At 62.4% G+C, this 21,848-nt stretch carries 18 protein-coding genes and 1 rRNA gene; 14 read left to right on the top strand and 5 right to left on the bottom strand.

What is annotated here, in order from left to right; genetic code table 11:
- Positions 1-59: 59 nt before the first annotated feature.
- Positions 60-1,589: ribosomal RNA gene (locus PPGU16_RS07295) — 16S ribosomal RNA — on the bottom strand.
- A 534-nt stretch (positions 1,590-2,123) separates the two neighbouring features.
- Positions 2,124-4,046, bottom strand: a complete 1,923-nt coding sequence (locus PPGU16_RS07290; protein WP_180722322.1) for a hypothetical protein — start codon at positions 4,044-4,046, stop codon at positions 2,124-2,126.
- 925 nt (positions 4,047-4,971) lie between these two features.
- On the opposite strand from PPGU16_RS07290, the gene PPGU16_RS07285 reads away from it, so the two are divergent.
- The 5 genes from PPGU16_RS07285 (at position 4,972) to PPGU16_RS07265 (ending at position 11,077) form a co-directional block, all read left to right on the top strand.
- Positions 4,972-6,030, top strand: a complete 1,059-nt coding sequence (locus tag PPGU16_RS07285; protein WP_180722321.1) for a hypothetical protein — start codon at positions 4,972-4,974, stop codon at positions 6,028-6,030.
- Between the two features lie 187 nt (positions 6,031-6,217).
- Complete coding sequence (locus PPGU16_RS07280; RefSeq protein WP_180722320.1) at positions 6,218-7,966, top strand: PQQ-binding-like beta-propeller repeat protein; 1,749 nt, start codon at positions 6,218-6,220, stop codon at positions 7,964-7,966.
- Between the two features lie 224 nt (positions 7,967-8,190).
- Positions 8,191-8,778 carry a hypothetical protein gene (locus PPGU16_RS07275; protein ID WP_180722319.1) on the top strand — a complete coding sequence of 196 codons (588 nt, stop codon included), beginning with the start codon at positions 8,191-8,193 and terminating at the stop codon, positions 8,776-8,778.
- 225 nt (positions 8,779-9,003) lie between these two features.
- A complete protein-coding gene (gene acuI, locus PPGU16_RS07270; protein ID WP_180722318.1) occupies positions 9,004-9,984 on the top strand; it encodes an acrylyl-CoA reductase (NADPH) in 981 nt (326 codons plus the stop codon).
- A gap of 121 nt (positions 9,985-10,105) precedes the next feature.
- Entirely contained in the window at positions 10,106-11,077 is a 972-nt protein-coding gene (locus PPGU16_RS07265) for a PDR/VanB family oxidoreductase (protein WP_180722317.1), read from the top strand.
- Between the two features lie 2 nt (positions 11,078-11,079).
- Here the strand turns inward: PPGU16_RS07265 and PPGU16_RS07260 are convergent, their stop codons facing one another.
- Positions 11,080-12,000: a LysR family transcriptional regulator gene (locus PPGU16_RS07260; RefSeq protein ID WP_180722316.1), complete on the bottom strand. Its 921-nt coding sequence runs from the start codon at positions 11,998-12,000 to the stop codon at positions 11,080-11,082.
- Between the two features lie 176 nt (positions 12,001-12,176).
- Between PPGU16_RS07260 and PPGU16_RS07255 the strand changes: the two genes are divergently transcribed.
- Genes PPGU16_RS07255 through PPGU16_RS07245 form a run of 3 tightly spaced genes read left to right on the top strand, consistent with a single transcriptional unit; the run spans position 12,177 to position 14,400 of the window.
- A complete protein-coding gene (locus PPGU16_RS07255; protein WP_180722315.1) occupies positions 12,177-13,460 on the top strand; it encodes an aromatic ring-hydroxylating oxygenase subunit alpha in 1,284 nt (427 codons plus the stop codon).
- The gene (locus PPGU16_RS07250; RefSeq protein WP_180722314.1) at positions 13,457-13,957 is read left to right on the top strand and encodes an aromatic-ring-hydroxylating dioxygenase subunit beta; all 501 of its coding nucleotides are present in this window, start codon (positions 13,457-13,459) and stop codon (positions 13,955-13,957) included. Before PPGU16_RS07255 ends, PPGU16_RS07250 begins: the two co-directional genes overlap by 4 nt.
- Positions 13,958-14,013: 56 nt before the next feature.
- Complete coding sequence (locus PPGU16_RS07245; RefSeq protein WP_180722313.1) at positions 14,014-14,400, top strand: tautomerase family protein; 387 nt, start codon at positions 14,014-14,016, stop codon at positions 14,398-14,400.
- A gap of 7 nt (positions 14,401-14,407) precedes the next feature.
- Here PPGU16_RS07245 and PPGU16_RS07240 read toward each other — a convergent pair whose 3' ends face one another.
- On the bottom strand, positions 14,408-15,898 hold the full coding sequence (locus PPGU16_RS07240; protein ID WP_180722312.1) for a PAS domain-containing sensor histidine kinase: 1,491 nt from the start codon (positions 15,896-15,898) through the stop codon (positions 14,408-14,410).
- A 204-nt stretch (positions 15,899-16,102) separates the two neighbouring features.
- On the opposite strand from PPGU16_RS07240, the gene PPGU16_RS07235 reads away from it, so the two are divergent.
- The 5 genes from PPGU16_RS07235 to PPGU16_RS07215 are packed head-to-tail and all read left to right on the top strand — an operon-like array spanning position 16,103 to position 20,175.
- Positions 16,103-17,284: an acyl-CoA dehydrogenase family protein gene (locus PPGU16_RS07235; protein WP_180722311.1), complete on the top strand. Its 1,182-nt coding sequence runs from the start codon at positions 16,103-16,105 to the stop codon at positions 17,282-17,284.
- Between the two features lie 51 nt (positions 17,285-17,335).
- Positions 17,336-17,713, top strand: coding sequence for a hypothetical protein (locus tag PPGU16_RS07230; protein WP_180722310.1), 378 nt, complete (start codon positions 17,336-17,338; stop codon positions 17,711-17,713).
- A gap of 3 nt (positions 17,714-17,716) precedes the next feature.
- Positions 17,717-18,244, top strand: coding sequence for a nuclear transport factor 2 family protein (locus PPGU16_RS07225; RefSeq protein ID WP_180722309.1), 528 nt, complete (start codon positions 17,717-17,719; stop codon positions 18,242-18,244).
- Positions 18,241-19,380, top strand: a complete 1,140-nt coding sequence (locus tag PPGU16_RS07220; protein ID WP_180722308.1) for an amidase — start codon at positions 18,241-18,243, stop codon at positions 19,378-19,380. Before PPGU16_RS07225 ends, PPGU16_RS07220 begins: the two co-directional genes overlap by 4 nt.
- 51 nt (positions 19,381-19,431) lie before the next feature.
- Positions 19,432-20,175, top strand: a complete 744-nt coding sequence (locus tag PPGU16_RS07215; RefSeq protein WP_180722307.1) for an SDR family NAD(P)-dependent oxidoreductase — start codon at positions 19,432-19,434, stop codon at positions 20,173-20,175.
- A 51-nt stretch (positions 20,176-20,226) separates the two neighbouring features.
- Here the strand turns inward: PPGU16_RS07215 and PPGU16_RS07210 are convergent, their stop codons facing one another.
- Positions 20,227-20,886, bottom strand: coding sequence for a response regulator transcription factor (locus tag PPGU16_RS07210; protein ID WP_180722306.1), 660 nt, complete (start codon positions 20,884-20,886; stop codon positions 20,227-20,229).
- Between the two features lie 361 nt (positions 20,887-21,247).
- Between PPGU16_RS07210 and hpaC the strand changes: the two genes are divergently transcribed.
- On the top strand, positions 21,248-21,781 hold the full coding sequence (gene hpaC / locus PPGU16_RS07205; RefSeq protein ID WP_180722305.1) for a 4-hydroxyphenylacetate 3-monooxygenase, reductase component: 534 nt from the start codon (positions 21,248-21,250) through the stop codon (positions 21,779-21,781).
- The last annotated feature ends 67 nt before the right edge of the window (positions 21,782-21,848 follow it).

Below are 21,848 nucleotides of genomic sequence, written 5' to 3'. Positions count from 1 at the left end.
CTGTCTTCAATTAACAGCCGACAAGTGTGAGCGCTCAACTTTGAGACGCGAAGCTCTGGAAAGGAGGTGATCCAGCCGCACCTTCCGATACGGCTACCTTGTTACGACTTCACCCCAGTCATGAATCCTACCGTGGTGACCGTCCTCCTTGCGGTTAGACTAGCCACTTCTGGTAAAACCCACTCCCATGGTGTGACGGGCGGTGTGTACAAGACCCGGGAACGTATTCACCGCGGCATGCTGATCCGCGATTACTAGCGATTCCAGCTTCACGCAGTCGAGTTGCAGACTGCGATCCGGACTACGATCGGTTTTCTGGGATTGGCTCCACCTCGCGGCTTGGCAACCCTCTGTTCCGACCATTGTATGACGTGTGAAGCCCTACCCATAAGGGCCATGAGGACTTGACGTCATCCCCACCTTCCTCCGGTTTGTCACCGGCAGTCTCCCTAGAGTGCTCTTGCGTAGCAACTAGGGACAAGGGTTGCGCTCGTTGCGGGACTTAACCCAACATCTCACGACACGAGCTGACGACAGCCATGCAGCACCTGTGTTACGGCTCCCTTTCGGGCACCCTCACCTCTCAGCAAGGTTCCGTACATGTCAAGGGTAGGTAAGGTTTTTCGCGTTGCATCGAATTAATCCACATCATCCACCGCTTGTGCGGGTCCCCGTCAATTCCTTTGAGTTTTAATCTTGCGACCGTACTCCCCAGGCGGTCAACTTCACGCGTTAGCTTCGTTACCAAGTCAATGAAGACCCGACAACTAGTTGACATCGTTTAGGGCGTGGACTACCAGGGTATCTAATCCTGTTTGCTCCCCACGCTTTCGTGCATGAGCGTCAGTATTGGCCCAGGGGGCTGCCTTCGCCATCGGTATTCCTCCACATCTCTACGCATTTCACTGCTACACGTGGAATTCTACCCCCCTCTGCCATACTCTAGCCCGCCAGTCACCAATGCAGTTCCCAGGTTAAGCCCGGGGATTTCACATCGGTCTTAGCGAACCGCCTGCGCACGCTTTACGCCCAGTAATTCCGATTAACGCTTGCACCCTACGTATTACCGCGGCTGCTGGCACGTAGTTAGCCGGTGCTTATTCTTCCGGTACCGTCATCCCCCACCGTATTAGGACGGAGGTTTTCTTTCCGGACAAAAGTGCTTTACAACCCGAAGGCCTTCTTCACACACGCGGCATTGCTGGATCAGGGTTGCCCCCATTGTCCAAAATTCCCCACTGCTGCCTCCCGTAGGAGTCTGGGCCGTGTCTCAGTCCCAGTGTGGCTGGTCGTCCTCTCAGACCAGCTACAGATCGTCGCCTTGGTAGGCCTTTACCCCACCAACTAGCTAATCTGCCATCGGCCGCCCCTTGAGCGCGAGGTCCGAAGATCCCCCGCTTTCCTCCATAGAGCGTATGCGGTATTAATCCGGCTTTCGCCGGGCTATCCCCCACTCCAGGACACGTTCCGATGTATTACTCACCCGTTCGCCACTCGCCGCCAGGGTTGCCCCCGCGCTGCCGTCCGACTTGCATGTGTAAGGCATGCCGCCAGCGTTCAATCTGAGCCAGGATCAAACTCTTCAGTTCAAACCTGTTACTGTTTTTCGGTTCATTTAAGAACCGGTCGCTCACTCAAAATCACTGACGAAAGATCTGATTACTCAAACCTTCCTCAATTACTTCTGTGTGAGACTCGATTACTTTCGCTATTCAGTGACCCGAAAGTCACCGCGCGCCGCCATCGAGCACCCACACTTATCGGCTGTTGATTGTTAAAGAACATTCGCTAAAAAGCCGCTGTTTTCTGCTGCTTTCCTGCGTCTCCGTCGTTTGGAGAGGCCGAATTATGCGGAACCCCCAGGGGGCTGTCAAGCACTTATTTCGCACGATCTACGAAAAGTTTGCGATGCCACTTTATTAGGCACACGCATTCACTCTCAATTGCAATGTACTCATCTATTCAATCAAAGGCTTAGCGCACATTGCATAGAAGATCTCTGCGCCGGGCACGACGCAAATCGCACAAAAGAAAAAAGCGCGCGGGACACCCGCGCGCTTTTTTCATAAGTACTACCGGCTCGGCGGGCAGCATCGGATCGCTACCCGCATGCACCACTTCGCTTATGAACCGACGTAACCCGGCGGCGGGTTCACGTTGCTCTTCGCGACGCTCGCATTCTTCGACACCACATAAACGGGCGCTTCCGTCAGATTCAGCTTCAGCGTGCCATTCGTGTAGTTCAGCGTCATCGGGTTGCCCATCATGTCGAGTACCGTGACCGTACCGCTGGTGCCGGGCGCATCGACTGCGAGGCTGTAGGCCGCGCTATACGTCGAGCTGAAACCCGCGCTCGCACTCCACGCATCGTTGTTGTGCGTCCACAAGGCGGTGATCACCGATCCATTGTTGACCTGCTGGAACGAGTAGGCATAAACACCCGACGGCGTGTCCTTCACGGGACCCAGCGTATTCGTGCCATCCAGAATGCGCGACATCGCGCTCACGACCATGGCGGCCGGCTTCGGGCTGATGTTGGTCGCACCGAACGAGCCTTGCGCATTCGACAGATCGAAGAACGTGCCATAACCCACTTCGCCCGGATAGTCCGCACCGTAGAACACGTACGAAACGTCCGCGCCTTCGCCGAGCAGGATGATGTGCGTACGCGCGACCACCGCACCTTGCGCGAACAGCACGTTACCCGTCGGATAGCTGGGACCATACTGCGAACCGAGGTCATAGCTGATGCCCACTTCCGTCTGATACAGCTTCATGCCTGCGCGGTACTGATTCAGCATCGTGGTGCGCAGCGTGCGCATCGAGTTGTTCAGCGCGTTGGCGGCATTGGCAGCGACGGGGTCGGTTGCGAGACGCTCAGGCGGATGCGAAGGCGACGTGCCCGCATCGTAGTAACCGTGCGTCGCGACGCCATCGATGTACTTGCCATAACCCAGCGAAGCAATGCGTTGCAGACGGTTGTTCGTGAGGCTCGGGAATGCGTCCGCCGGACCCATCACGACAGCGCTCGGATCGGTGGAGTGAATGCCCTGATAGACCGACTGGTACAGCGACACGAAATTGGCATCCGTATCCGTCCAGAACTGATTCGGCTCCCACGTCACCTGGTAGTAGTTCGCCGACTGATTCGGGAAGTACTTGAGACGGATCGCGTTCGACTCGGTGCCGACGCGGCTCATGTAGTTCTGCAGGTACGACATGTCCTTGGGCAAGGTCGTGAAGTCCTCGACACCGCCCGACTTCGACGCCCAACCCGGCGTGCCATCCAGACGGATCAGGCGCATCACGTTGCCCGACGTATAGAACGAGTCGAGGTTGTTCGCCGAAGGATTGAAGGTGTTCGCGCCATTCGGCTCCATCACCGACATCTGGCGGTCGTCGATCGTCTGCGTGATGCCGAGACCCGCGAGCACCGCTGCGCGATCGTTTTCACCCTGCATGCCGAAGCGGTGTTGCTCCTGCTTCGTGTAGGTGACGGCGGGCACGACGCCGTTCAGGTTCGGAATCACGCCGAACGTAGCGATGCCCGTGGGACGCGTGCCGGCCTGGGGCAACGCGCCACCGCCTGCCTTCAGGCTGCCCGCTACCGCGAAATAGCCGGCAAGCGTCGACTGACAGGTCAAGGTCGTCGTCGCTGCGCCACCCGGCACCGCGAAGCTGCCGCTGGCCGCGACGCGGCCCGTCGTATCGTTGATCGACCAGTTCAGCGTGTCGGCGCTGCTTGCGTTGGTCGTGAAGACAAGCGGGAAACTCGCGCCCGACGCGAACATGCGCGTGCCGTCGCCGCTCGTCGTATCGGCGGAAATGAGTGGACCGCCTGCCGATGCGCTCGCCGTCGCAGGCGATGCGCAACTGATGGTGCCCGTGGTATTGCCGTTGGCCGTCGCATTGGCAGCGGACATCGGTGATGTTTGAGCAACGCTATTGGTCGATGCACCGGTGCCGGCCGGGTCGCCGCCACCACCGCCGCAGCCCGCGAGAAGGACTGCAATGGAGGACGAAACAAGAAGTGAATTGGCTTTCATGGAAGTACGAATGGGCAATCGAAATCCGTCTGAAAACGCCTGGCAAAAATGCCCGAACGCGTACGCTGGATTTCTGGGTTGGCTGTCTTGCACGCGGAGTCGTTCTTACTGCGTCGACTGCCGGTGCGCCGGGGGTGCCGGTAATTTGGAGCAGCGCATTTCCTGCAAGCCCGCAGCATTTTTCAGTGCGAGTGAGGCCGTGCTCAACCGATTGCAACCAGATGTAACTGCAAGGCAGATCAGGATAATGTCTGATAAATAGCGCCTCATTGGCGCATATTAATCAGCTTAAAACCAGGAGTGCCGTACGACGGCCTTTTCAGCCTTCATACAAAAACATCTCTATATCCAGACTTTTTTGCAAGGCCGAATCGTACCGAACGAAAACGTTTACGTCTGCTGAAAGCGGGTAACACTTTGTAACGTATGAAGATTAATCAGGTGCATTTTATGCCATTCGACACATGAAGTGATAACTGCCGCATCAAACTTGCACGAGACGCACGTTTTTCAGGTCAAAATTGCCTTATCTTTCAATATGCTATAAATAGGGAAACATGAATGGCGAAAAGCGACTAGACCGTTTTTTTTCATTTTCTTTTCTATTTTTAAAAGGCACACATCACCCGCTCAATGCATTTCTGTCTATTTTCCGAATCGCCTGAATCAGTTGTGATTGACGATTTGCTTGCTCAATTTGGGAAATCCAATCCGTTTGTCGCGATTCACATACACGCAAACCCGATTTTTTCAATCGAATAGCGGAGTTTTATTGACCTCTCGCGAAAGCTGACCCATATTGCATAGCGACCATTGCGATTACGTGCGACGCATTGCGTCGTGACAAGGCCATGTCCTGCGCACGATGGTTGCCAACGAGAAGAATGTGCGATGCCGTCACGCGTGCCGGCATGGGAGTCTGTCCATGGACACGATTCGCAAGCGTCCAGTGCCGCCGCACGAGCAATGCGACACGACGCAGGAGACGAACCTGGTAGCGCCGCGAGATCATCCAGCTCCGCCGCTCGATGTGCTTTTCCCGCTCGACGCTTCAGCGCCTCACATGAGCGCGAACCCGGCCGATGATGCCGCCGACGCGTTACCGACTTATCCGCCACTTTTCAGGCGCATCAGGCCAAGGCCGCGCCGTATCGCCGCGCCGACATCAGTCGGTACGCCCGACTGGAAACTGAGCACGGGTGCCGCTGTCGTGCTGCTGGGCTTCGCGATTGCATTCGGCACCTACATTACGTTGACCCAGCGCGACGCGATGCAAAGCCGCTTGCGCCGCATCGTCACGCAGAACGAACTGCGCGCGATGCCGCGTCACGACCGGCCGACGATCGCCGATCGCACGCAAGAACTCGCGCGGTCCCTGCGAGACCAGATCGAAGCGCTGCGCAGCCGCGATGCAACCGATACGGCCGTCATGGCAGGCGCCGCCGCTCATCAGTCCGCCAACGCGCACAGCAGCACAGTCGCCAGCAGCACGCCTAGCTTGCCGGTAGCGACGGCCCCCGTGTCGCCACCGGCGTCGCCTGCCAAAGCGCCGGGCAAGGCACCTGCGAAACAGACGAAACAGACTAATCAGCTTGCGGCAAAGCCACTCGCGCCGCCGCTGCCTCAGCCCGCGCCGCGTACACGCCAGCTCGCCAACACAACGCCTACGCGCGCTCACAGCACGACGGCCGCACAACCTGAACATCGAACCAGCACGAAGCAGGCGAATACCGCCTGCGGATCACGTTCGCCTTGTGTGCAAGCCAACGCGCAAAGTCCGCGCAAGCCGGTGAAGGTCGCGAGCAAGACGCCGCCGGCAAAGGCCACCACGACCACCGTCGCGGCACGACGCACGCCTGTGAAAAACACTACGAAGCCCGTGCAGCACACGGCTCCTCCTCCCACCGTTCAGGCCTGGTCTCCACCCGAGAGCCCCGCCGCATTGCCCGCGAGCGACGACTCGCAAGTCTATCGGCAGCACTAGTTCTCGCGGCCACGGTCATTCGCCTTCACGAGAAAAGCAGTTGTCTGGCGGAAACAGACGAAGCGATGTCGCCTGAGCGTGCGCCGTCGTCCTTACCATCGAAAGATTGGCAAGCGCAGCAGGAAACAGCAATAACACGCATGCCGCCATGCGAGGACGCTCATTTGGGGCGTGGGGAGACATGCGCATGCATCGACAGCTGTCAGCATCCCAGGTCTCTTCGACGAGCGATACCCCTCGCACGCTCGCGTTCGTCTGCAAGGCTGCCGTCGCGCTCACGCTCGCGCTCTGTTGCACGGCATGCGGCAACGGCTCGTCGGACAAGGCGAGCGCCAGCAATGCCGGCACGAGCGGCACGGGGTCGGGTTCAGGCTCAGGTTCAGGCAGCGGCACATCGGGTTCGGGCGGCAGCGCATCGCCGGCAGCGTCGGTCGCAACCGACGTGCTGACACAGCACAACGATCTCGCGCGCACCGGTCAAATGCTCGCCGAAACGACGCTCACGCCGTCCAACGTCAATTCGGCATCGTTCGGCAAGGTCGCGTTTCTGCCCGCCGACGGCAAGGTAGATGGCCAGCCGCTGTCGGTCACGAATCTTTCGATCAACGGCACGAAGCACAACGTGATCTATGTCGTGACCGAGCACAACAGCGTCTACGCCTACGACGCCGACAACTACGCCCAACTGTGGAAAGTCTCGCTGACGGGCGCGAACGAAACACCCAGCGACAATCGCGGCTGCAACGACATCACGCCGGAAATCGGCATTACGTCGACGCCCGTCATCGACCGCAGTCGCGGATCGAATGGCGTGCTGTACGCGGTCGCGATGACGAAGGACGCGAGCGGCGGCATTCATCACCGCCTGCATGCACTCGATCTCGCGAACGGCGCCGAACTCTTCGGCGGCCCGACCGAAATCGCGGCAACCGCGCAAGGCACGGGCGGCAACAGCGTCAACGGCGTGCTCACCTTCGATCCATCACTGCACACGGAACGCGTCGCGTTGACGCTCGTGAACGGCAACATCTTCATGGGCTGGACGGCGCATTGCATGGCGGGCGCGTACACGGGCTGGATCATGAGCTACAGCGCCGACACGTTGCAGCAGACAGGCGTCGTCAATGTCGCGCCGAATGGTCATCAGGGTTCGGTGTGGATGGCGGGCTCGGGCATGGCATCGGATGGCACGTCCGTTTATCTGGTGGACGGCAACGGCACGTTCGGCACGACGCTCGATGCCAACGGCTTCCCCGTCGATAGCGATTACGGCAATTCGTTCATGAAGCTTTCGGCCAGCCCGCTCAAGGTGACCGACTACTTCGCACCGCTCGACGTCGTGCAACTCGCGAACGTAGACGGCGACTTCGGCTCGGGCGGTGCGATGCTGTTGCCCGATCAGAAGGCAGCGGACGGCACCATCAAGCATCTCGCCGTGGCGGCGGGCAAGGACAACAAGATCTATGTCGTCGATCGCGACGCAATGGGCAAATTCAATGCGAGCGCCAACAACATCTGGCAAGTGCTGACAGGTACGCTGGCGGGCGGCATCTGGGGTTCGCCCGCTTATTTCAACGGCACCGTCTACTACGGCGCATTGAACGACAACATCAAGGCGCTGCCCGTCACCAACGCGATGCTTGCCAGCACGGCTGCGTCGAAGAGCCCGACGACCTTCGCCTATCCGGGTGCCGTTCCCGCGATATCGGCGAACGGCACATCGAACGCAATACTGTGGGCTGCGGAAAACGGCACGACGGGCGCGCTGCACGCCTACGACGCGACCAATCTCGCAAGCGAACTCTACAATAGCAATCAGGCAGGAACCCGCGACCAGTGGGGCGCGGGCAACAAATTCATCACGCCGATGATCTCGCGCGGCAAGGTCTACGTCGGCGCGACCAACGGCGTCGCCGTGTTCGGCCTGCTGCATTGATCACGCCGTGACGCATATCGCGTTGCAACACGGAAAATGGCGACGAATGGCGTGCTTCTGGCGTGCTTCGCTGCCGTGAGGCGATATGCTGGAATAGCTACCCTTCGGCCTGCGATGGCCTGACTGGCCGCAACGGCCATGTTCTACGTCATGGCTTCATGCGTACCTCGCGACGCGAATTCGCGCCGACAAGACCAAGACTTCGCCAGGGAGTCCGCTCGCTTATGACACGCTTCGCCCATGCTGCAATCGCGCTTTTCATCGTCAGCGGCACATCCGTTGCGCAGCAGCCGTTGACCTATCCGGGACGCAGCCAGAGCCCGGGACAACAGGCCGTCGACAACGCTGCGTGCTACGCGGACGCCAACAAGACGACGCACGTGAACATGGCGCGCGAGTCGCAACGTCCGCCGCCACCCGGCAAAGCGGCGGCCGCGGCGCCGCGGCCTATCGTTGCGCCCTTGCCTGTCAATCCGCCATTGCCTTCCGCGATGGGCGCCTCCGGCGCATCGGGCGCGATGGCGGCATCCGCGCCCGCGGGCGCAAGCGGCGCAGCGACGGCAACGGCAGCAAGCGGTGCGAGCGGCGTAGCGGCTCCGTCGACAGTCGCCGCAGCATCGGGCGCTTCGGGCACGCTCGCGGCTTCGGGCGCGATGCCTGCATCGGGCGCGCTCGCGGCTTCGGGAGCCAGCATGCCGTCGGCGGCTTCGCTCGCCGCCATGCCGCCACCGCCTCCCCCCGAGCCGCCGATGGTCCGTTACTGGACCGCCTACTCGAAGTGCATGCAGCAGCGCGGCTATTACACCCGCTAGCGCACGCCGCCACCGCACGGCTCATTCATGCGACGAAAGACGAACGGCACGCGCCGTTTGCCCAGTTGCACGCTCACGCCGCTTCGACGCGCTTCGAAGGCGCGCCCACTCGCGCGTCGAACGCAACGACCCGCTGCATTGTTGAACACTGCAAGCCAGGCCAGACGGCCCGCATTCGCCTAGACTAATACCCACCCAAGCAAGGCGAACTCAACGGACGGGACCATGAAAGGCATCTTGATCGAGAAGCAGGACAACGGCAGCCGCGCGTCCATCACCGACATCGACGAAGCGAACCTGCCCGCAGGCGACGTGACCGTGCGTGTCGAATGGTCGACGCTCAACTACAAGGACGCACTCGCGATCACAGGGCGCTCACCCGTCGTGCGCAGCTTTCCGCTGGTGCCCGGCATCGACTTCGCGGGCGTCGTCGAAGCGAGCGGGCATGCGCAATGGAAAGCCGGCGACCACGTGATCCTGAACGGCTATGGCGTCGGCGAAAAGCATTGGGGCGGACTCGCGCAACGCGCGCGCGTGAGCGGCGACTGGCTCGTGCGCACGCCTGCTCCGCTGACTTCACGCGACGCGATGGCCGTCGGCACGGCAGGCTACACGGCCATGCTGTGCGTACTCGCGCTCGAACGTCACGGCGTCACGCCGGCGCAAGGCAAGGTGCTCGTCACGGGCGCGGCGGGCGGCGTCGGCAGCGTCGCGATCATGCTGCTCGCGAAACGCGGCTATCACGTGATCGCATCGACGGGCCGTCCTGCCGAATCGGACTATCTGCGCGAACTCGGCGCGCAGGAGATCATCGACCGCGCGGAACTGTCCGGGCCGGGCAAGCCGCTCGCGAAGGAGCGCTGGGTCGCCGCCGTCGATGCCGTCGGCAGTCACACGCTCGCCAACGCATGCGCGGGCACCGCGTATGGCGGGATCGTCGCCGCCTGCGGACTCGCGCAAGGGATGGACTTCCCCGCCACCGTCGCGCCCTTCATTTTGCGCGGCGTGACGCTCGCGGGCATCGACAGCGTGATGGCGTCGCACGAGCGCCGCGTCGAAGCGTGGCAGCGCATCGCGCAAGACCTGAGCACGGCGCGGCTGGCGCCGATGGTCAAGGAGATCAGCCTCGCAGAGGCGCTTGCGGCGGCGCCGGACGTGCTCGATGGCAAGATCCGCGGGCGGCTCGTGGTGGACGTCAACCGGTAAGCGCACCGGTACGTATTATCGAACGGACTGATGCGGGTGACTATTTTTAATCGATTTGCCTGATCCAGGCGCGAACCTTAAGCTGAATGCGAATCGGCCTAACAGCAGACTGGATCGCATCATGCAAGCTCAATCGTTCAAGGTTCGCGTCGATGCTGTGCGCGACGAAGCACACGGCGTCCGCTCATTCGCCATTTCTCGCCTCGACGGCGCGCCTTTCGACGCGTACGAACCCGGCGCGCACATCGACGTCACGAGTCCCTCGGGCGTCACGCGCCAGTATTCGCTATGCGGCGACCCCGACTGCCGCGATACGCATCTGTTCGCCGTCAAGAAAGAAACGCAGTCGCGCGGCGGCTCGCGTTCGCTGCACGACGACGTGCAGATCGGCACCGAACTGTCCGTCGGCGCACCGCGCAATCTGTTTCGCCTCGCTGACAACGCCAGCCGGCATGTGCTGATCGGCGCGGGTATCGGCATTACGCCGCTGCTTTCAATGGCGTATCGGCTGCAGAAGATGAACGTGCCGTTCGAACTGCACTACTTCGCCCGCAGCGCCGAACATGCAGCGTTTCTTCCGCTGCTCTCGCGCGCGCCTTTCGACGCGTACGCGAAACTGCATTTCGGCATCGAGCCCGATGCGCTCGATACCGAACTCGCCGCATGTCTTGCCGATGCGCAACAAGGCACGCATGTCTACACATGCGGCCCGGTGCCGTTCATGGATCGCGTGGTCGCGGCGGGCGAAACGCGCCTGCCCGCCGATGCAATTCATCTCGAACGTTTCACCGCCGAGCCTCAAACGCCCGGCAGCGATGCCGCGCTCGACAGCTTCGACGTGCAACTGGCCAGCAGTGGCCAGACCGTGCGCGTGGACAGCAAGACCTCGATCGTCGAGGCGCTCGCGGCGATCGGCATCGAAGTGGACACGTCGTGCGGCGAAGGCGTATGCGGCACCTGCATGGTCGACGTGGTGAGCGGCGAACCCGAACATCGCGACCATTGCCTGAGCAAGGCGGAACGCGCGAGCAACAGCGTGATCTGCTGCTGCGTGTCGCGCTCCCGCTCACCCGTGCTCGTGCTCGACCTCTGACGCTACTTCTTGTCGAAGCGCTTCACCATTTCCGCCATCAGATCGCGCATCCACGCGATGCCTTCGTCTTCGTGGAAGTGCTCGTGCCAGTGCATCGTCACCGTGGCCTGCGGAATCGGCACCGGCAGCGTGTAGATGCGAAACGCGTCGTTGCCGTTGAGAATGCCCGCAAGCCTTTGCGGCAACGTCGCGAACAGGTCGGTCACGGCGAGCACGCCAGGCAGCGCCACGAAGTGCGGCAACTGCAGCACGATGTTGCGGCCGACGCCTTGCGCGCGCAACGCATCGTCGAGTGCATGGTGACTGTGTTCGACGGAGCGCACCTGCACGTGCGAGGCCTGCAGGAAATGCTCGAGACTCAACGCCGAACCTGCCGGCAGACCGCGACGCTTGCGTGTCATGCACACATACGTCTCTTCGAATAGCAACTGATGGCGCGTGCGCGCCATCAGCATCGGCAGATTGCCGATTGCGAAATCGAGCCTGCTCGAACGCAGCGCATCTTCTATCTCTTCCACGGGCAGCGGCTCGACCGACAGCTTCACGCGCGGCGCGCGCTCGTGCAACGCCTCGCAGATCGCGGGCAGATAGGCCATTTCCCCCGCATCCGATAGCGACAGCCGGAACGTGCGCGTGCTCGTCGCGGGATCGAAGCTCTCCGCATAACGCAGCGCTTCGCGCACGGTGTCGAGCGCGCGGCCCACGATACTCGCGAGTTCCAGCGCGATCGGCGTGGGCTGCATGCCCGAGCGCGTGCGGATGAACAGCGGGTCGTCGAACAGCGTGCGCAAACGCGCCAGCGAATAGCTGATAGCGGGCTGCGACAGCGCGAGACGTTCGCCGGCTTTCGTGAGGCTGCGCTCGTCGACGATCGCCTGAAACACGCGCAACAAGTTGAGATCGACGTGATCGAGTGAGGTCATGGTGGGCTTCCGACTGGGTCGTCATTATTTGCCGGACTTATTGGCCAGCTCATTTTTAATCGATTTGACGCATGATCGGTGCAAAGCGAGACTGATGTCAACGCGAAAGAAACACCACCTGTGTGCACTTTCTTCCGATTTCACTTTCGATAACGACGTCCCGACACATCACACCGATGAGCGACACTACCTGGCAAACCATCGACACCAGTACGCTGCGCGAACGCGTTCACGCCGATCGCATCGCGCCCTCGCTGTACTACGACCCGAACCTGTTCGAAGCCGAGCTCGAACGGATCTTCTACAAAACGTGGGTATGGGTCGCGCATGAAAGCGAACTGCCCAACCCGGGCGACTTCCGCACCACCACGATCGGCCGTCAACCGGTGATCGTCGTGCGCGACAAGACGGGCGCAGTGAACGTGCTGCAGAACCGCTGCCGCCATCGCGGCGCGACCGTGTGCGAAGAACACAAGGGCAATGCGAAGGGCTTCACCTGCCCGTATCACAGCTGGTCGTATGCGCTCGACGGCACGCTGCGCGCGCTGCCCTATGGCGACGGCTATGAAGGCGTGTGCGAGAAAGGCGACCTGCCGCTCGCGAAGCTGCGCGTCGGCATCTACCAAGGGCTGATCTTCGCGAGCTTCGACGAGAACGTCGAACCGCTCGAAGATTTTCTCGGCGGCGCCAAGCCGTGGATCGACCTGTTCATGAAGCAAGGCGCGGGCTTTCCGATCAAGGCCAATGGCGAACACAAGTTCAAGTTCAAGGGCAACTGGAAAATCCAGCTCGAAAACACGACGGACCTGTATCACTTCCCGGTCGTGCACAAGTCGTGGATGAAATCGATCGACGACGAAACGGCAGCCGCGATCACCAGCTTCATGACGAGCGAAGACGCATTCTGCCGCTCGCTCGGCAACGGGCACAGCCTCGCGGTGCTGGTGCCTGAACTCGTCGATCTCGACAAGGACGACGGCGCGCCGCTGCCCGAGCGTTTCAACGAACTGGCCGCGCAACTCGCCGAACGTCACACGCCGGAAGAAGTGCGGCGCATCGTGCGCTCGCTGATGGGTGTCGGCTTCAACCTGAATCTGTTCCCTAACCTCGCGCTGTCGATGGCGTTCTTCCGCGTGCTGCGCCCCATTTCGGCGGAAGAGACGGAGATCCGTCACGTCGCGCTCGCGATGGACGGCGGCCCCGACGAAGCGAACCGTGTACGTCTGCGCATTCACGAGCACTTCCAGGGTCCGTTCGGTTTCGGCAGTCCCGACGACGCAGAAGCATGGGAGCGCGTGCAGCGCGGCTCGCATGCGGGACCCGAAGTGCCGATTCTCGTCAACCGCGGATTGAATCGCGAAACGACGGCCGCGAACGGCGAAAAGACCGCACACGCAACGGATGAAACGGGCATGCGCGAAGCGTATCGCCAGTGGCGCGCAATGATGGAGCAGGCATGATGGACGATCGCAACGCACTCTTCTCGCAACAGACCTTCGCGCGCGCGATCGAATTCATCTGGCGCGAAGCCGAGATGCTCGACCGCCGCGACTATCGCGCGTGGCTCGACCTGTGGGACGCATCGGGCTTCTATGTCGTGCCGATCGATCCGCAAGCCACCGACTTCGACGCAACGCTGAACTACGCGTACGACGACCAGCACATGCGCGAACTGCGCGTGCAGCGCATGGTGTCGGGCTATTCGGCCTCGGCCTCCGATGCGGCCCGCACCGTGCGCACGGTATCGCGCTTCACGCTGACGAGCGATGCCGCCGATGTGGTCGAAGTGAAATCGGCACAGGTGATCGTCGCGTACAAGCGCGGCGTGTCGACGATCTTCGCCGCCGATCTCACGCACAAGATCAGCTTCGCGTCGGGCGAACCGCGACTCGTCGAAAAGGTGATTCGCCTGATCGACTCGACGGAAGCGCTGAGCGCAATCGGCTTCCTGCTGTGATCCTTTAACACGCGCAGCGGCTGCGCAAAGCCGCTGCGCGCGAGGAGCGAACCTCTATGCCCACACTCGAAGTCTATCTGCCGCATGGACACGACGAAGCGCGCAAAGCCTCGCTGATCCAGGGCCTCACGCAAGCGACGGTCACGGCGATCGGCGCGCCGGCCGAAGCCGTGCGCATCCTGTTGAGCGAGATGCCCGGCACGCATTTCGGCTTGGGCGGCAAAACGGCGGCCCGTGGTGCGCCGCCTTCGCTGCCCGTGATCGTCGCGATCCTGATCGCAGGCCGCACCGATGCGCAAAAGGAAGCGCTGATCGCCGCGCTATCCGAGACGGCCGCCGCCGTGCTCGACGCGCCGCTTCAGGCCACGCGCGTGATGATCAAGGACATACCCAACACCGATTTCGGCATTGGCGGTCAGACGGCCCGCTCGCTTGGACGCTGAGACGACGCTAGACGCCGGCATCGGGCGCATGCACGCGTTCAAGCGGCAAGGCAACGCGGCATTCGAGTCCGCCACCCTCCGCCGCTTGCGCCCAGATGCGCCCGCCGTGCCGCGTGACGATGTTCTTGCACAGCGAAAGGCCGATGCCGTTGCCGCCCGCCTTCGAAGACGAAAAACCGTCGAACAGACGTTCATGTGCGTCGGCGGGCACGCCGGGTCCGTTGTCGATCACGCGCAATTCGGCGCGCCCATCGGCCATGGCTGTTGCGAGTGTCACGACGCCCGTCGCGGCCTTCGTTTCCGTCAACGCTTCGAGCGCATTGAACGCGAGATTCAAGATCACCTGGCCGATCAGCACGCGCTCGCAAAACACGGGCAAGGCTTCGCTCGCCTGTTCGATCCGCACGCGCACGCCGGCTTCTTTCGCGCGCAATTCGATGAAGTACGCGACATCGCCCAGTATGTCGCGCAGATCGGCGTGTGTTTCAGTCGGCTCGCGTTTGACGATGTACTCGCGCACGCTCTTGATGATGAGCGCCGCATGCTCGGCCTGACGGTCCGCGCTGCGCAGCCCCCAGATCGCGGAGTCGACGCTGCCCTGACCCAGCCGTTGAATGGCGCCTTCGATGAAATTACGCACGGCAGCAAGCGGTTGACTCAATTCGTGCGCAATGGCCGTGGCCATTTCGCCCATTGCGTTATAGCGCCCCGCATATTCGAGCATCCGCGCTTCCGTGCGCCGCGCTTCTTCCGTCGCAACCTCGTCGCTGATGTCGCGAAAGTGAATCAGCAGGCCATTCAGTTCGTTTTCGATCGCTACCCGCCGGCACGTGATGCGCAGCCAGCGCGTTGCACCGTCACGGCGCGTGATCCGGTAGCGCTGCGCATGGGTCGGCTGCTCGCTAGTCGCGTGACGCAACTGCGTGATGAGCCGGTTGCGATCGGCGGGCGTGCAGTAGTCGGGCACACCGCCGAGCGGTTCACCCGGCCCAACGCCCAGCACGCGACGCCCCGATTCGCTGATGTATTCGAGCTTGCCACGCGGCGTCAGCACCGCCACGCCTTCGCCGAGATCCTGCATGAATTCGCGCAGGCGTGTTTCATAGCGGCGCAGCTTGCGCCGCGTCGCCTCTTCCTCCGTGATGTCGCGGAACTGCACCATCACGACGGCGCGCTCATGCAAGGGCACATACGTCGCGATCGCTTCCGACAACATGTCGATACCCGCACGCGAGCGGTAGCACCATTCGTACACCTGCGGCCCTTGCGTGATCGCGCGATCCATCGCGGCCACGCCGATCTCGCGCCGGTACTTCGGCTCAGGGCGCGTCATGTCGGGCGCCTTGAGCGGCAGCAGTTCTTCGAGCGAGAAGCCCAGCGCGACACAGGCCGCGCGGTTGGCCCACACGATCGCCTTCGTCTGCGCGTCGTGCAGCAGCACGCACAGCGTCAAGGCGTCGAGCAGACGGTGAAAATCTTCTTCGGCGGGAAAGTTCATGATGCGCGAGCGACGGACCTGGAGTGCAGGCGTAACCATAACATCGGCCCTATCCGCCACGGGTCTAAAGATTTCTTTAGGTACGCGGGCGTCGATACCAGGATGCGCGGACCGGCGCCCCAATTGATGATGCCTTTTTGCGTTTCTAGACTGGCCTGAACGTCAATCACGTCAACAACGTCAAACGCATTCAGGAGAATCGACATGTCAGCCGCCACTGCCCTCGCCGCCTGCAACGAGCCCTCGTTGCAATCCGTCACCGCCGACGCCTTGCCCCTCGACACGGTGATCGCCGAAATCGCCGCGCGTCGCGACGAATTCGACCGGCTGTCGCACGTGCCGCGCGATGTGATCGCGAAGCTCAAGCGCGCCGGCATCTATCGCGCGGGCACGCCCCGGCGCTTTGGCGGCGATGCGCGCGCACCGGGCGAATTCCTCGCGATGATCGAACGCATTGCCGTCGCGGACGGCTCGGCTGCATGGGTCGCGAGCTTCGGCAGCGCGAACGTGTATCTCGCCGCGCTGCCGCTTGCGACGCAGCAAGCGATCTACGCCAGCGGCCCCGATCAGGTGTTCGCCGGCGGCCTCTTTCCCGTGCAGGTTGCGCAAGCCGCACCCGGAGGCTGGCGCGTGCACGGCACGTGGAAATTCGCGAGCGGCTGCAAGGGCGCGGACTGGCTGGGTGTCGGGATCGGCGTGGGCAAGGATGGCGGCGCACCCGGCAAGCCGCGCACGGCCGTGTTTCGTGCCGCGCAGGTCGAGATCGTCGAAAACTGGGATGTGGTCGGCATGCAAGGCACGGGCAGCCATGATCTGCGCGTCACCGACCAGTTCGTCGCCGAGGACTGGACCTTCGTGCGCGGTGGAACGCCGACGGTCGACGAGCCGCTGTATCGCTATCCGACCATCGCGTACGCGGCCCAGGTGCTGGCCGTCGTGAACCTCGGGCTCGCACGCGCCGCGCTCGACGTCGCCAACCACATGGCGGGCGGCCGCAAGACGACGACAGGCGCGCCGCAACTCGCCGACCGCGCTTACTACCGGATCGAACTCGCGAAGGCCGAAGCGCAGTTGCGCTCGGCGCGTGCGTTCTTCTATGAATCGACGGATGAAGTGTGGCAGTCGATCCTCGCCGGCAACGACGTGACGCCCGATCAGGTCAGCCTGCTGCGCCTCGCGGCCACGCAGATCGCGCGCGAAGGCGCGGACGTGGTGGGCCGCGCGTACCGGCTCGGCGGCACGATGGCGATCTATCGCTCGCATCCGCTGCAACGTCTGATGCGCGATGCGATGGTCGTCACGCAACACGCGTTTCTCGGCGAAGGCAATTACGACGGCGCGGGCGCCGTGTTCGTCGGCGTGCCGCCGATCCCCGGCTATCTGTAACTGCGTTGAATACCTTTCATTTCAGGCCTGTTTTCAAGGGAGTTTCGTTTCATGACTGACAATCGTTCGCTGCCGTTGCGTGTGCTGTTCTGCTGCGGCGTCACGCAGAATTTCTTCGACTTGCCGCGCGAGAAGATCGGCGAGGTGTGGCAGGCGTACGCCAGCATGCTGGCCGCTGTCGAAGCGATGGACAACGTGCGTGTGCTCGGCGTGATGGACGACGACCGGCTCGTCGTCGGCCAGTCGGATGGTGCGCCGTGGACGTTCTACATCATGGCCGACGTCGCCGATTTCGATACGGCCGTCGCCGTGTGCAATCTCTATCGCACCACGCCCGTCGGTGAATACAACCTGTGGCGCTACGGCAAGATCGAGGCGCGCGTCGGTCGTGCGTTGACGGTGCCGCCCGCTGCTCAGAACGCGTCCTGAGCCATGAGCACGATCACGCTGCCATCGGACACGATTGAAGCCTTGCTGGCCCGCGTCGCGTCGCTCGAAGCGGAAAACGCAGTGCGCAAGACCATTGCGCGCTATATGGCCTTGTGCGATGTGCCCTCGGGTGCGCTCGACGGCGAAACGCTTGCCGCGCTGTTCACGCAAGACGCGATCTGGGAAGGCATCGGCCCGCAGTACACGCAGAAGTTTGGCCATTTGCGCGGGCATGAGGCTATCCTTGCCATGCTGCAGCGTTATCTGCCGCCCGTGCCGCACTTCACGACCAACGTGCATTTTTTGACGTCGGAGACGATCGAGGTCGACGGTGCGCGCGCGAAAGGCCGCTGGATCATGCTGCAGGCGTCGGGTTACGTCGATGCGCGCGCCGAACTCATTGCCGCGCGGCTCGAAATCGACTTCGTGCCCGCGCAGAACGGCCGCAGCTGGCTGATCCAGCACTTTCGCACCGAGCGCCTCTTCGATGCGCCCTGGCAAGTCAACGCTCGCAAGGACACGACTTCATGACTGCATTCATCAGCGAATTCACGCTGGGCGCGGACCCTGCCGCGCAAGGCCCGACCATCGCGATCAAGGACTCGATCGACGTGGCCGGCTATCCGACGACGGGTGCGAGCCGCGCGCTTGCCGACGCGCCGCCCGCCGCCGCGCATGCCGAAGTGGTCCAGCGTCTGCTCGATGCGGGCTGGCGGATCACTGGCAAGACCAACATGCACGAACTCGCGTTCGGCATGACGGGCATCAACGACTACACGGGCACGCCCGTCAATCCGCAGGACGCCGCGCGCATTCCTGGCGGCTCGTCGAGCGGATCGGCGGCGGCAGTCGGCGCGAAACTCGTCGATGCCGCGCTCGGCACCGACACGGGCGGCTCGATTCGCGGACCGGCCGCATGCTGCGGCGTGATCGGCCTCAAGCCCACATTCGGACGCGTGTCACGCAAAGGCGCCGTGCCGCGTGAATCCACGCTCGATTGCGTGGGCCCGTTCACTCGCGATATCGCCACGATGGTCGATGCAATGGCGGCCATCGCACCCGCGTTCGATACGAACGCCGCAAAACGCCTGAACGCAAGCGCAAACGTCGCGATCGTTTCCGTCGACGCAGATGAGGCCATCCGCCAGGGCGTGGAACGCGCGGTGCAGGTCGCGGCTTTTGCGTCACGCGCGATCGAGCTGGACCACCTGAAAGAAGCCTTCGAAGCGGGCCTCGCCGTCATCAATGTGGAGACGGCGCGCGCATTCGCGCATCTCGTCGAAACGGGCAAGCTTGGCGCGGATGTCGACGCACGCCTGCGCGTCGCGGTGCAAACGACCCAGGCGCAACTCGACGCTGCCGAGCGCGCACGGCGCGCATTCACGGCCGCCGTCGATCGCGCGCTCGAGAACACCGACGTTCTGGTGCTGCCGACCTTGCCCGCCTTGCCGATCACGATCGAAGCCGCGCGCAACGGCACGCCCGTGCTCACGATGTCGTCGCTGATCCGTCCGTTCAATCTGAGCGGGCATCCCGCGCTGAGCTTGCCGATCCCGATTGAAGGCTCGCCGATGAAGGCAGGCTTGCAGATCGTCGGGCGTAAAGGCGCGGACGAAGAGGTCTGCGCTGTCGCCGCGCACTTCGAAGCGGCGCTTGCTGCCTCTTGAGATCAACGGCGTGCGTTCAGGTGAACGCACGCACCGAAGGAATCGTTATTCATGTCGAACAGAGTCGTCATCGTGACGGGCGCGGCGCGCGGACTGGGCGCCGTCGTCGCGAAGCAATTTCACAGCGCGGGTTACAAGGTCGCACTCGCCGATATCGCATTCGATGCCGCGAACGCGCTGGCCACCGAGTTGAGCGCCGGTCACGAAACAGCCTGCGCAATCGCGCTCGATGTCGCGAACAAGGCGGACTTCGAAGCGGCGCGCGATGCGTTGATCGCCCGCTGGGGCCGTGTCGATGTGCTCGTCAACAACGCGGGCGCCTCGAAAGTCGTGCCCGTGATGGAGATCACGGCCGAACAGTTCGACCGCGTGATCGACATCAATCTGCGCAGCGTGCTGTTTGGCTGCCAGGTGTTCGGCCAGTACTTCGCCGATCGCGGTGCGGGGCGCATCGTCAATATCGCTTCGCTGGCGGGGCAGAACGGCGGCTCGGCAACGGGCGCGCACTATGCGGCGGCGAAAGGCGGCGCGATCACGTTGACCAAGGTATTCGCGCGCGATCTCGCCGCGCACGGCGTGACCGTCAATGCCATCTCGCCGGGACCGCTCGATCTGCCCATCGTTCACGAAAGCGTGCCCGCCGATAAACTCGACAAGGTCATCTCGAGCATTCCCGTCGGACGTCTCGGGTCGGCGGATTACGTTGCACAGGTTGCCGTGCTGCTTGCATCGGGCGATGCGTACTTCGCTAACGGCGCGTGCTGGGATGTGAACGGCGGGCTTTACATGCGATAGAACCTGCAGAAAACGGCACGGCACCTGTCACTTGAGCCGTGCCGTCCGATATCATTCGCGCCCGCCCTCGCCCGGACTCCACACGGCCATCACATCGCGCACCAGCGTCGCGATCGACGACGCGCCGAGCTTGTCCTTGATGCTCGCGCGATGCACGTCGACGGTTTTTACGCTGATCGACAGATCCGACGCGATGCGCTTGCTGCCCTTTCCGTCCAGCACGCCGCGCAAGACTTCTTTTTCCCGCGCCGTCAGCGATTCGATCCGTTGACGCAGATCGCGAAGCTTCTGATCCGCCGCATGACGTTGCGTCGCGAGCTTCATCGCGCGCTGGATGCGTTCGAGCATCTGCTGCGAGTTGTACGGCTTTTCGACGAAATCGATCGCGCCGTTCTGCAATGCGCGCACGGACATCGGAATATCGCCGTGTCCACTGACGAAAATGATCGGCAAGGTCGCGCCGCGCTTGTTGAGTTCGGCCTGTACGTCGAAGCCGCTCGTCTCCGGCATCCGCACGTCGAGCACGAGACACGCCGGTACGTTCGCGTCGAAGGCCCGCAGGAAATCCGCGGCGTTCGCAAATCCTTCCGACTTCACGCCGACCGACTCCAGCAGCCACGCCAGCGAGGTGCGCATGCCATTGTCGTCATCGACGATATACACGACGGGCGCGGGCGAATGAACGGGTGAGATCTTGCTGGCTGGACTCATGTCTTGAACCTGTCTGCAACGCGCGCCGTACGTCGACCGGCTGTCTCCACGCGTTAGCTGTTTAATTTTGAGAAAGCTCATCATAACCAGCGCAAATTCGCGTGCAAAGCCTTTATTTCAGGGCTGACGGCGTTATGGTACGGACCGGCTCGCGATGCGCAGATGCATGGCAAATGCAACCTGGTAAAACCTTTAGACGGGTCGGGAAGCGTGCCAACACGGGTGCCAGTCGCGCGGATTTTTTTCATGCGACGCATCCCGTACGCTTGATGCATGGGATCGTCGCGCGCACAACCATCGCGTGCGAGCGGTCGATTCAAGCGGTCGACTCACAGCGACCACCGTGCAGGGAGCCACTCACATGTCCGATATGCAACGCCCGACCAAGCTCGACCCCGACGACGCGCGCAAGCAGTTCCGCCAGGCAATGGCGCATCTGGGCGCGGCCGTCAACATCATCACGACCTCCGGCGAGTCCGGGCGCTGTGGCATCACCGCGAGCGCGGTCTGCTCCGTGACGGATTCACCACCCACACTGCTCGTTTGCATGAACCGTTCGAGTGCGATGCATGCCGTGTTCGAACGCAATCGCAACGTCTGCATCAACGTGCTGCCGGGTCATCACGAACTGCTCGCGCGGCACTTCGCCGGTCTCACGCAACTGCCGATGGAAGCACGTTTCAGCCTGCCGATCTGGGATGAAGGCCCGCACGGCGTGCCCGTGCTGCGCGACGCGCTCGCGAGCCTGCAGGGAAAGATCGTCGATCTGAAGGAAGTGGGTTCCCACTCGGTGATGTTCGTCGAGGCCACGCAGATTCGCGTGTGCGCCGACGGCGACAGCCTCATCTACTTCGACCGCCAGTTTCATCGCGTGCCGAGGCTGTGTGCGGCGTGAGCGCTGCCTGAGCGTTGTTACCCTGCGTTACTTTTCTCGCACTGCTGTAGCACCTGTGTCCGGCACG

The organism is Paraburkholderia largidicola (genome assembly GCF_013426895.1).
Taxonomy (GTDB): domain Bacteria; phylum Pseudomonadota; class Gammaproteobacteria; order Burkholderiales; family Burkholderiaceae; genus Paraburkholderia; species Paraburkholderia largidicola.
This window is presented reverse-complemented; position numbering and strand designations above follow the sequence as displayed.